9 protein-coding genes and 2 pseudogenes are annotated in these 10,996 nt (G+C 71.2%); 6 read left to right on the forward strand and 5 right to left on the reverse strand.

Annotated elements, in window-relative coordinates:
* Nucleotides 1-78: 78 nt before the first annotated feature.
* A pseudogene (locus ABZ281_RS19440) lies at nt 79-840 on the reverse strand (HEAT repeat domain-containing protein); the annotation flags it as partial.
* A gap of 300 nt (nt 841-1,140) precedes the next feature.
* Complete coding sequence (locus ABZ281_RS19445) at nt 1,141-1,533, reverse strand: ankyrin repeat domain-containing protein (protein WP_356657047.1); 393 nt, start codon at nt 1,531-1,533, stop codon at nt 1,141-1,143.
* 296 nt (nt 1,534-1,829) lie between these two features.
* Here ABZ281_RS19445 and ABZ281_RS19450 point away from each other — a divergent pair, with 296 nt between their 5' ends.
* Both ABZ281_RS19450 and ABZ281_RS19455 read left to right on the forward strand, forming a co-directional pair.
* Nucleotides 1,830-2,024 carry a hypothetical protein gene (locus tag ABZ281_RS19450; RefSeq protein ID WP_030843336.1) on the forward strand — a complete coding sequence of 65 codons (195 nt, stop codon included), beginning with the start codon at nt 1,830-1,832 and terminating at the stop codon, nt 2,022-2,024.
* A gap of 52 nt (nt 2,025-2,076) precedes the next feature.
* Nucleotides 2,077-3,777, forward strand: a complete 1,701-nt coding sequence (locus tag ABZ281_RS19455) for a hypothetical protein (RefSeq protein WP_356657049.1) — start codon at nt 2,077-2,079, stop codon at nt 3,775-3,777.
* A gap of 63 nt (nt 3,778-3,840) precedes the next feature.
* On the opposite strand, the gene ABZ281_RS19460 is transcribed toward ABZ281_RS19455, so the two are convergent.
* Nucleotides 3,841-5,340, reverse strand: coding sequence for a PLP-dependent aminotransferase family protein (locus ABZ281_RS19460; protein ID WP_356657051.1), 1,500 nt, complete (start codon nt 5,338-5,340; stop codon nt 3,841-3,843).
* Between the two features lie 64 nt (nt 5,341-5,404).
* Here ABZ281_RS19460 and ABZ281_RS19465 point away from each other — a divergent pair, with 64 nt between their 5' ends.
* The 4 genes and pseudogenes from ABZ281_RS19465 to ABZ281_RS19480 form a co-directional block, all read left to right on the forward strand.
* Nucleotides 5,405-6,094, forward strand: coding sequence for a hypothetical protein (locus ABZ281_RS19465; protein WP_356657053.1), 690 nt, complete (start codon nt 5,405-5,407; stop codon nt 6,092-6,094).
* Nucleotides 6,091-6,858, forward strand: coding sequence for a glycerophosphodiester phosphodiesterase (locus tag ABZ281_RS19470; protein WP_356657055.1), 768 nt, complete (start codon nt 6,091-6,093; stop codon nt 6,856-6,858). Before ABZ281_RS19465 ends, ABZ281_RS19470 begins: the two co-directional genes overlap by 4 nt.
* A 50-nt stretch (nt 6,859-6,908) precedes the next feature.
* Nucleotides 6,909-8,255 (forward strand): MFS transporter, encoded by a 1,347-nt coding sequence (locus tag ABZ281_RS19475; RefSeq protein ID WP_356657057.1) that lies wholly within the window; start codon nt 6,909-6,911, stop codon nt 8,253-8,255.
* A 122-nt stretch (nt 8,256-8,377) separates the two neighbouring features.
* A pseudogene (locus ABZ281_RS19480) lies at nt 8,378-8,551 on the forward strand (nitroreductase); the annotation flags it as partial.
* A 1,282-nt stretch (nt 8,552-9,833) separates the two neighbouring features.
* Here the strand turns inward: ABZ281_RS19480 and ABZ281_RS19485 are convergent.
* Both ABZ281_RS19485 and ABZ281_RS19490 read right to left on the reverse strand, forming a co-directional pair.
* The gene (locus tag ABZ281_RS19485; RefSeq protein WP_356657059.1) at nt 9,834-10,424 is read right to left on the reverse strand and encodes a hypothetical protein; all 591 of its coding nucleotides are present in this window, start codon (nt 10,422-10,424) and stop codon (nt 9,834-9,836) included.
* Nucleotides 10,425-10,597: 173 nt separating this feature from the next.
* Nucleotides 10,598-10,996 (reverse strand): vitamin K epoxide reductase family protein (locus tag ABZ281_RS19490; RefSeq protein ID WP_356657061.1); only part of this gene is annotated, 399 nt, incomplete at its 5' end.

Below are 10,996 nucleotides of genomic sequence, written 5' to 3' on the forward strand. Positions count from 1 at the left end.
CCTCGATCAGCGCGGCGAGTTCGACGTCGTTCATGACGGGCTGGACGCGCTGAGCGATCTTGTTCATGGTGCGGTCCGGATGATCTCGGCCCGGTTCTCGGGGCCCGCCACCGCGGAGAGACAGCGGGCGGCCGGCACATGGAGGGCGGCACCCCGCTCGATGCCCTGCTGGGCCCATTCGAAGACGGCTTGCACGCTCCACCCCGGGCGGGGGCCGGATGGCCGCATCTGCCGCTGCCAGCGGTCGAAACAGCCCGTCTCGTGGGCGGCACGCACGCGTGCGGCGACGGATTCGCGCGGATCCTCGGCCCACAGCCGCCAGGGCCGGGGCTCGAAGGCGTCCCGGACGGTGGCGGCCAGCTCGGCATCGCCCTCCGGGTCGGCGGGGAACCGGGCGAGGACGGGCGCGGCGAGGGCACGCAGGCCCGCGTCGTCGTCCCTGAGGGCCAGTTCGTCGAGGGCCCAGGCCCAGTTGGAGCCATGGGCGGCGTACCTGCGCAGCAGTTCGAGCGCGTCCCGCCTGCCGTAGGAGGCCAGGTGCCCGAGGACGGCGAGGGCGAGCCCGGTGCGTGACTCGTCGCCGTCGAGGACGTCCTCGGCGCAGAAGAGATGGGCTTCGACCTCGTCCAGTTCGCCGTTGAGGTCGAGGAAGAGGCGGGCGTAGTAGAGGGAGCGGTTCTCCACCTGCCAGTCGTGGCGGGGATCGCGCAGCACACAGTGGTTCAGCGCCGCCAGCGCCTCGGGGCGCGGGGCGGTGAGCGCGTGCAGCGTGCCGTCGCCGCGGCCCCGCTGAAGCAGGCCGAGCAGCGTACCGCTGGGCGCTATGACCGGATCGAACATGGGAAACAGCCTCACATCAAGCGTCGACGCAACCGGGGACGTGTACTACCTGGCCGCGCGACAACACGTCGGAGTGCCCGCCGATTCCTGCTTGCTGTAGACCATCTTCCTCTGCCTCTCGTCGGTGGCCCTTGCGGACCGCGTCACGGCCCGCGCGGTGCGGCAACATCTGCCCAGCCATCACGTCCGTGAACCACGTCGTCATGATGACTCGGCACTCTCGTCCACCGCGACCGAAATTTCGGCGGCCCTGTACCGCCTCCCCCGTTTTCCGTGTCTTCGCTGGTCAGATCTGTCGGTTCAGTGCTCGCCGAACAGTTCGAGCAATTCCGTCCGGCCGAACATCCGAGCGATGTCGACCGCCGAGGGCGTGCCGGCGGACGGGTCGGCGCCGCCTTCGAGGAGGGCCTTGATCACGTCCGATTCGCCCTTGAAGACCGCTCCGGCGAGCGGGGTCTGGCCCCGGTCGTTGATCCGGTCGGCCTCGGCACCGCGCTCGAGCAGCGCGCGCACCGCGTCGGAGTGGCCGTGGTAGGCGGCGAGCATCACGAGCGAGTCGCCCCGGTCGTTGGTGAGGTTGGCCGGAACACCCGCGTCGACGTACGCCACGAGCGCCTCGGTCTGTCCCCGCCGGGCCAGATCGAAGATCTTGGTCGCCAGCTCCACGACCTCGGGGTCGGGGACTTCGGTCATCGGACGGACCGCCTCTCCACTACGCATCGCCTCCGGCGTACGCCTGCGAAGGGCGCAGCCGTACGAGTGAATCGCCAGGGTACTGGCTCGCGCGGCACATGACCCGATGTGCCCGAGGTAAAGATCAGCACAGACCCGGACAAGCGCAACAGACCGGCTCCGCCGGACCCGGGGCCACTCCGTCACTCGGGGGAAATCAACCGAATTTCACCCAGTTGCACCTTTTATCGTATGGATACATCCTGTGAGCCTGGAAGTACTCATGGTGACTGTCCCCGCGAACCAGGAGAACTCAAATGATCCTCTCCATCTCAGGCGTGGTCCTGCTCGGCATCGTCGTCTTCATCTTCTTCCGCAAGGACGGACTGAAGGCGTCGCATGCCGTGGTCGCCATGCTGTTCGGCTTCTATCTGGCGAGTACGGCCATCGCCCCGAGCATCAAGGCGGGCGGCGAGAGCCTCGCGAGCCTCCTCGGCGGAATCAAGTTCTGACGAGCCCGTTCCCCGTACGCATCCCGCCCGTACGCACTCCCTGGAGGCAGTAGTGGCCCGGCGCCCCCTCCCCCGCATTCTGAGCAACGGCAGCGCGCAGCTCGCCCGGAGCCGGGAGCTGGCCCGGACGGCCGCCGACAGCGCCACGGACGTCCTCCACCCGCTGATCACGATCACGCGGGGTCTGCGCCGGCTGGCAGCGGCCGGGCGGCGCAGATGGGCCGAGACCCCCAAGGAGAGACGGGGGGCGCTGCTGTTCCTGGCGGCCTCCGTGGTCCTGGTCGTGGCCCTGGTGCCGTACGGACCGCTGCTCGCCGCCATCACCCTGATGGCGGCGGCGGCCTGGCAGGGCCGGGACCGCTCTCCGTCGGCGTCCGACGGGCCCGACGAGTCGCAGACCCAGCGGCTGAAGTCGCTGTACGAGGCGCTCGTGCCGTACTTCTCCGCCGCCGAGGACCCCGAGCCGCTGTACTCCCACGGCGGCGCGTGGGACAAGGCGTTCCCCACCTACGCGTTCGACGGCGGCGGCCGGATCTCCCAGCTGGTGGTCCGCTACCCGGCGTACTTCACCGACGGCGAGGCCGAGGCCCGCGCCCGGATCGAACACCTCCTCGCGGCCAAGTCGGGCCGGGGCCGCGAATACCACTTCACGTGGGACGAGGAGGGCAACCAGTTGACGGTCGAAGTGCTCCTGCCGCTGCCCGTCGACATCGCCGCCCAGCGATTCGTCACCATCCCCGGCGAGACGGTCCTCGGCTTCACCGACCCCACCCGGGTCCAGCGCACCCTCCCCCTCACCCACGGGGAGACGCAGCGGGACGTGCCGCCGGTCGTCTGGCGCACAGGCCTGCGCTCCACCGAGCCGCACCTGCTGGCGCTCGGCCAGCCGGGCAGCGGCACCTCCACCCTGCTGCGGTCCATCGCCCTGCAGGCCCTGCTCCACGGCGACGTGGTGATCGTCGATGGCGGGGGCACCGGCGAGTACGCCTGCCTGACCGGCCGGGACGGCGTCCTGGCCGTGGAGGCCGGGCTGGCCGGGGTCACGGCCAGTCTGGAGTGGGCGGCGACCGAGACGGAGCGCCGCCTCATCGCCGCCAACCGGGCCCATCAGGCGGGCGACCCGCCGCCCGACGACACCAAGCGCCCGCTGTGGATCCTCCTCGACCGCCCGACGGCGTTCACCCACCTGGCCGCGACGGACGGCCGCAAGGATCCGCAGCTCCTCCTCCAGGTCCCCCTCCGGCACGGCCGCCCGGCGAACGTGACGGTGGTCGTGGCCGACCAGCTGGACAGCATGGACGCCCTCAGCGAGCCGGTACGCCAGCACACCCGCGCCCGCGTGGTCCTGGGCCCCGCGGCGGCGGACCAGCTCAAGTCGGTCCTGGGCGCACCCCCGCACACGACACCGATCGACGAGCTTCCGCCCGGCCGCGGCTACGCCCGGCTGGGCAACGGCCCGGTCCACCGCCTCCAGGTCCCCGCCACCCCGAACCCCTACGACGACGCCACGCCCGACGCGCTGTGCGAGGCGGTGCTGGACCTCCTGCCACCGCGCACGACCCCGGCGGACGGGGAGACGATCCCGGAGCAGGAGGACCAGTCGGAGGGCGAGCCGGAGCCGGTACCGACGGAGGAGGGACCGGAAGCCGTGCCGGTGGCTGCGGAGGCGCCGGAATCACAGCCGGACGCAACCCTCGTCCTGACCGAGGAGCCCGTGCCGAAGCCCGTACCGGTCCTGACCAAGGAGAAGTAGGGGACGGACTTCGTGGCCGCCGGGAATGCACAATTCCGGCGGCCACAACACTCCCCGTCGCCCCTAAGCCACGAACGTACGCGGCGCCTCCGCGCTCCCCACCGCACCGCTCTCCACCAGCCTCGCCGCCGCGGCCAGCCGCGCCGCCGCCTCCTCGGCCACGGCCCCGCCGACGGTGAACGGCAGCCGCACATACCCCTCGAACGCCCCGTCCACCCCGAAGCGCGGCCCGGACGGCACCCGCACGCCCACGCGCTCCCCCGCCTCGGCCAGTCTCGAACCGGACAGCCCCCCCGTGCGCACCCAGAGCGTCAACCCGCCCTGGGGCACCTCGAACTCCCACTCGGGCAGCTCCCGCCGCACCGCGGTCACCAGCTCGTCCCGGTTCGCCCGTGCCTGCGCACGCCGCACCTCCACGGCCTGCTCCCAGCCCCCGGTGCCGAACAGCCAGTTCACCGCCAGCTGCTCCAGGACCGGCGTACCGAGATCGGCGTACGCCCGGGCGGCGACCAGGCTGCGGATGACATCCGGCGCGGCCCGCACCCACCCGATCCGCATGCCGGCCCAGAACGCCTTGCTCGCCGACCCCACCGTGATCACGGTGGATCCGGCCGGGTCGAACGCGCAGACCGGCCGCGGCATCCGCACCTCCGGATCGAGCCACAGCTCGCTCATCGTCTCGTCGGCGATCAGCACCGTTCCCGCGGACCGGGCCGCGTCCACCAGCCGTCGCCGCTGGTCGTCGTCGGCGAGCGCGCCGGTCGGGTTGTGGAAGTCGGCGACGACGTACGCGATACGGGGCGCGGCGTCCCGCAGCACCTGCCGCCAGCGGTCCATGTCCCAGCCGGTGAGGCCCTCGGCCATGGCGACGGGCACGAGCCGCGCCCCCGCCTCCCGCATCAGCTGGAGGATGTTGGCGTAGGAGGGCGACTCGACCGCGATGCGCTCGCCCCGGCCGGCGAACAGATGACAGATGGCGTCGATCGCGCCCATCGCGCCGGTCGTCACCATGATCTGCTCGGGCATGGTCGGGATGCCGCGCGCGGTGTAGCGCTCGGCGATCATCGCCCGCAGCGCGGGCAGTCCGGCTGGGTAGTCGCCGTGCGTGTGCGCGTAGGGCGGCAGTTCCTCCAAGGCGCCCTGGACGGCCCGGGTGAGCCAGGGCTCGGGGGCGGGGAGTGCGGCGCACCCGAGGTCGATCAGCGAACCGAGGGCCTCCGGCGGGAGGGGCTCCAGCCCCCGGGCGGGCAGCGGGTTCCCGGCCGGGACGGCGGTCCAACTGCCCGCACCCCGCCGGGACTCCAGGAACCCCTCGCTGCGCAGTGCCTCGTACGCGGCGGCCACCGTGGTCCGGCTGACGGACAGGGAGAGGGCGAGTTCGCGTTCGGCGGGCAGCCGGGCAGCCACCGGGACCCGTCCTTCGAGCACCAGCAGGCGGATGCCGTCGGCGAGCGCGCGGTAGGCCGGCGGCCGGCGCGTGCCGGGTCCCGCCGGGCGGTCCTGCTGGGAGCTGAGAAGCCGGGCGAGCTGCGCGGCACCCACGGCCGAGGTCCACTCCGCCATCGAAATCAGTCCACCTTCCCCGGATTGGCCATGGATGACCTCTCCATCCAAGCCACAGGGTGTCATGCATCAGTCCACTACCACCACAGGGGGGCACATCATGTCCACACGGGGGCGTCTCGCCCGGCGGCTCGTCCAGCTCTACGGCGGTCTCGCGCTGTACGGCGCCAGCTCGGCGCTGCTCGTCCGGTCGGGGCTGGGGCTGGAGCCGTGGAACGTGCTGCACCAGGGGCTCGCGGAGAAGACCGGGCTGTCGATCGGTGTCGTGCTGACGCTGGTGGGCGCCGCGGTGCTGCTCGCTTGGATCCCGCTGCGCCAGCGGCCGGGCCTGGGCACGATCTCCAACGTGCTGGTCATCGGCATGGCGATGGACGCGACGCTGGCCCTGGTGCCCGGCGCGCACGGCCCGGCGCCGCGCATCACGCTGATGGCGGCGGGGATCGTCCTGAACGGCGCGGCGACCGGCCTGTACATCGCGGCCCGCTTCGGACCGGGCCCGCGCGACGGCCTCATGACAGGACTGCACCAGCTCACGGGCGTCTCGATCCGCCTGGTCCGCACGGGCATCGAGCTCGCGGTCGTGGCGACCGGCTTCGCGCTGGGAGGCACGGTCGGGATCGGCACCCTCCTGTACGCCCTGGCGATCGGCCCCCTCGCCCAGGCGTTCCTGCGCGTGTTCGCCGTCCCCCCGGCATCCGGCGGCAGCACGACCGTTGCCACCGGGCAACCCCGAGGAGCGATACTGCGTCCGTGACCCCGCGGATACGCCACCCCTACCTCGACCATCCCGGCCCGATCGCCTTCGCCCACCGGGGCGGGGCCGCGGACGGCCTGGAGAACACCGTGCGGCAGTTCCGGTGCGCGGTCGAGGCCGGATACCGGTACATCGAGACGGACGTCCACACCACCCGGGACGGCAAGCTCGTCGCCTTCCACGACGCGACCCTGGACCGGGTGACGGACGGCGCGGGCCGGATCGCCGACCTCCCGTGGCAGGAGGTCCGCCAGGCGCGCGTGGCGGGCGGGGAACCGCTCCCCCTCTTCGAGGAACTCCTGGAGACGTTCCCCGACGTGCGCTGGAACGTGGACGTCAAGGCGGAGGCCGCCCTCCTGCCCTTCCTGGATCTGGTCGGGCGGACGGACTCCTGGGACCGGATCTGTCTCGGTTCGTTCTCGGAGGCGCGTGTGGTGCGCGCCCAGCGGCTGGCCGGCGCCCGCCTGGCCACGTCGTACGGCACGCGGGGCGTACTCAACCTGCGGTTGCGCTCCTGGGGGCTGCCGGCCGCGGTCCGCCGCTCGGCGATAGCCGCCCAGGTCCCCGAGATCCAGTCCGGCATCCAGGTCGTGGACCGGCGCTTCCTGCACGCGGCCCATGCACGCGGGCTCCAGGTGCACGTGTGGACGGTCAACGAACCCGAGGGCATGCACCGGCTGCTCGACCTGGGCGTGGATGGCATCATGACCGATCACATCGACACGTTGCGCAAGGTCATGGAGGACCGCGGCGTCTGGGTCTGAGACCCCGGGCCCGTCCCCTCTGCGCGTTCACGGGGAAGCGAGGGGCACGGGTGGGCAACGACACCGTGCGGACACCGCCGGCCGACGGGTCCGCGGAGCGCAGGCGTGAGCAGCGCGGCTGGTACTTCTACGACTGGGCCTGCTCCGCCTACTCGACGAGCGTGCTCACCGTGTTCCTGGGCCCCTATCTGACGTCGGTTGCCAAGTCGGCGGCCGACGCCGACGGATACGTCCACCCCCTCGGCATCCCGGTGCGTGCCGGGTCCTTCTTCGCGTACTCGGTGTCCCTGTCGGTGATCGTAGCCGTTCTGGTGATGCCGCTGGTGGGTGCCGCCGCCGACCGCACCGGCCACAAGAAGCCCCTCCTCGCGGCCGCCGCCTACACCGGGGCCACGGCCACGGCCGCCCTGTTCTTCCTGGACGGCGACCGCTACCTGCTGGGCGGTGCGCTTCTGGTCGTCGCGAACGCCGCGCAGTCCGTGGCGATGATGCTCTACAACTCCTACCTGCCGCAGATCGCCCCGCCCGAGCAGCGGGACGCGGTCTCCTCCCGCGGCTGGGCCTTCGGTTACGCGGCGGGCTCGCTGGTCCTCGTGGCCAACCTGGTCCTCTACACCGGGCACGACCGCTTCGGCCTCTCCGAGAGCACGGCGGTCCGCATCTGCCTGGCGTCGGCCGGCCTGTGGTGGGGCGCGTTCGCCCTGGTCCCGCTGCGGCGGCTGCGCGATCGCAGGACCGCCGGACGGGAGGCGGCCCTCCCGGGCTTCCGGCAGCTCGCGGCGACCGTCCGCGACATGCGCCGTCACCCGCTGACGCTCGCCTTCCTCCTCGCCTACCTCGTCTACAACGACGGCATCCAGACGGTGATCTCCCAGGCCTCGGTCTACGGCTCCGAGGAACTGGGCCTGGAACAGTCCACCCTCATCGGCGCCGTGCTGCTGGTGCAGGTGCTTGCGGTGGCGGGCGCACTGGCCATGGGGAGGCTCGCCCGGGTGTACGGGGCCAAGCACACGATCCTCGGCTCGCTGGTCGCGTGGACGGTGACGCTGGCGGCCGGGTACTTCCTGCCGGCCGGGGCGCCGGTGTGGTTCTTCGTCCTGGCCGCCGCGATCGGCCTGGTCCTCGGCGGCAGCCAAGCGCTGTCCCGGTCCCTGTTCTCCCATCTGATCCCGCCGGGCAGGGAGGCCGAATACTTCTCGGCGTACGAGATGAGCGACCGCGGCATGAGCTGGCTCGGGCCGCTGCTGTTCGGGATCACCTACCAGCTGACCGGGAGCTACCGGGACGCGATCATCTCGCTGGTGGTCTTCTTCGTGCTCGGCTTCGCGCTGCTCGCGCGGGTTCCGGTGCGGCGTGCGATCGGCGAAGCGGGGAACCCGGTTCCCGACAGGATTTAGCACTGAACGCGAAAGGGCTGTAGTGTACGCGTTTGGCCTGCCAGGCGGACCGTTACTGCGCGTCAAAGATGCCGAAACGCTGGGTTATATCTGCTATCAGATGTGACAAACCGGGCGCTGGTGGGCTGGCCACCTCCCTGACCTCCCACGCCCTGGAGGAGCGCGAGCTGCGCCTGCTGGCCCGTGACCCTGGCTCGGGCACCGGTCAGGTGCAGATGGTGCTGCGGCTCGGCTACGGCCCCCGCGGCCCGGCCACGCCCCGCCGCCCGCTGGCAGACGTTCTCGACGTTGTGTGACCGAGACCGACGGGCCCCCGGTACCCCGGGGTGGCCCCCCCTTCCCTGGCGCTGTACGGACCAGTCGCTCCGGACCGGCCTCCCGGCCCGGGACATCCGCTACGAGGTCCTCGGCCCGGAGACCTGCACCTGGCCCCGCGGAAAACGGAGTCAGGGCTGTTCCGGAGATCCAGGGCAGGCAGCCGGTCAGGGATGCGATGTACTGCCGAACCAGATGAAGGTCGATGTCGGCAAGGCGAGCGGTCTCTGTGTCCGCCGTACTTCATCTGGTCGGCGGTCAGGGCCCGCGGAATTCCCTGGCCGCCCACCCACGCCTTGATCCGGCGCTCGAACGCCCACGCGTCACGGATGCGCAGCCTCCTTGCCGGACCCGGATGTTGTGCAGCGCCGGTCCGGGGGCCAGGACCGTCTCGCAGATGAGGCAGCGCGCCTTCCAGGCCAGCACCGTGCTGCCTGGAGAGGGAACGAGCGGTTCGAGTCCCTTTTCCAACATGCTGGCGACGGCCTCTGCGTCGTCGAGCCGCAGCGCGTCCGCGATCTTCTCCGAGCGGCAGGACCAGCATGGGTGACCGCGGGCGCGGACCTTCGCCTAGGTGGGGGTCCCGACATGACCGCAGCGCGTACAGCGACACGCCAAGGTTGCAGAGACCCCGGATAGCCGACGAGGGGCTCCAGATCAGCATCCGTCATCAGCTTCCGCGCGGTCTCATCGGTGACATCGCGCCCGGCCCAACTGGTGCAGCCGCCGCGGCCGTTCTGGACGTGTGACAGCTTCTTCGGCTTGATGACCCCGCAGTGGATACATCTGGCCGGCCATGGCTTGCCCGCTCCCGGATAGTCCTCGAGCGGGTCCCAGCCCCAGGTGAGCATGACGGCGGCAGCCGGCGCCCCGTCGCGGGTGAGCTTGGCTGCGATCTTGAGGAACCGGCAGGTCTTGTTGCAGATCCCGGTTCTCTTGTTCACGACGTCGTTGTAGCCCGGCGCGTTCACTTCATTGCACGTCGGACAACGACATATCCAGTGAAGCCGCGTCCCCGGGAAGGGCTCGATCGGGCGCGCTCCGCGGCTGGTCAGGGCCTCGATAGCCGCAGGCTCGGTTACCTTGCGTGGCACACAGGTTCCCCTGACCGCGTACTCCACCTTGAGGGAGATCCTATTCCGCAAGGTGGAGGGGCCGGCAGGGAAAGCGCAAGAATCCAGGGCGGCGCTGCTCTGTCTCGCCACGACTCCGCGGTGCCGGAAATCCCCTCCCACGATGGCTGGTTGGTGCAGCCCGGGGGGGTTACGCGTGTCGGTGGCCGCGATCGGCATCGAACTCGGCCCAGGCCCGGTCCCATTGCGCCGTGCGACGTACGTCCAGCCGAAGCCTGGCGGCCCACCAGCCGCCCACCACCATCACGCACACGCCCGCCCCGGCGGCCGCGCCGAGGGCGGCTCCCTGCGACCTGGCCTGGGCCGGGGTGGGCGGGGCGGGGTGAAGGCGGCCCGCGTCGTCGCGCCAGACCGTGGTGGACGAGCCCGCCTTGCTGCCCGCTGCCACCGCGGCTTCACCGGTGTTGAGGGAGCCGCCGGGCATCGTCCACCGCACGGTCACCCGCACGTGGTCGTCTGCCATGCCGGAGAATCGTGACAGCGGCGCGGTGGCGTCTTCGACAAGCCGCGCGGCAGTGCGGTGCAGACCCTCCCCTTGACCGAGAGCGGATCGTTCGCCGACGGCAGCCACCACCACGCCCACCACGGGCACCATGAGCAGCAGAAGTGCCGTCGATGCCACGCCGATCCAGGCTTCGGCAATGTCGGACCGCCGCTTGAGCGGATTGCGCCGCCAGCGCCAGAGCCACACCCTGCCACTGCGTTTCAGCATTGCGTTCATCCTTCCGGGTGCGACGGACCTGAACATCACACTGCTACGGTGACCGACCGGCGATCGACGCAGGCAGAGCCCAACAGGGTCGTCTCGTAGGGCCTATCGGCCCCGCTGCGAAGCCGATCGTGGTCGTTTCGTCCGTGTGACCTGCGAGCGGCTTGCGCGCAGTGCGGTAGCGGTTACAGCAGGCTGCTCCAGTACGGCCAGAAGCGGGTGAGTGCGAGTAGCGCGATCACCCCGTACCAGGCGGCGAGAAGCATCCAGTGTGTGTCCCGCACGACCTCCAGGACGCCCCGTGGCACCGGGACGATTCCCTGTTCCAGGCAGTGCAGGGTGACGTACCAGAACAGGGCGATGGTGGCGAGCCAGACGACGGCGCAGTAGGGGCAGAGCTTGTTGAGTTCGTAGAGCGACTGCCCGATCAGCCAGTGCACGAATGCGACTCCCGTCAGGGCCCCGGCGTTCAGCGCTAGTGCCGCGGCAGGCAACGTTTGCCCGTTGAGGAGCGGCGTTTGGTGCGTGCTCTCGGCGTGGCGGCCGGAAGCCCTCGTACTGGACGTACTTGGGGTTTCGGCCGG

Origin of the sequence: Streptomyces sp. NPDC006265, from assembly GCF_040613555.1 — a bacterium.
GTDB lineage: Bacteria > Actinomycetota > Actinomycetes > Streptomycetales > Streptomycetaceae > Streptomyces.

What these genes read in the sequence shown, in the direction of transcription:
- ABZ281_RS19445 (WP_356657047.1), bottom strand. Translation starts at nt 1,533, where the DNA reads ATGACCGAAGTCCCCGACCCCGAGGTCGTGGAGCTGGCGACCAAGATC.
- ABZ281_RS19450 (WP_030843336.1), top strand. Translation starts at nt 1,830, where the DNA reads ATGATCCTCTCCATCTCAGGCGTGGTCCTGCTCGGCATCGTCGTCTTC.
- ABZ281_RS19460 (WP_356657051.1), bottom strand. Translation starts at nt 5,340, where the DNA reads ATGGCGGAGTGGACCTCGGCCGTGGGTGCCGCGCAGCTCGCCCGGCTT.
- ABZ281_RS19465 (WP_356657053.1), top strand. Translation starts at nt 5,405, where the DNA reads ATGCATCAGTCCACTACCACCACAGGGGGGCACATCATGTCCACACGG.
- ABZ281_RS19485 (WP_356657059.1), bottom strand. Translation starts at nt 10,424, where the DNA reads ATGAACGCAATGCTGAAACGCAGTGGCAGGGTGTGGCTCTGGCGCTGG.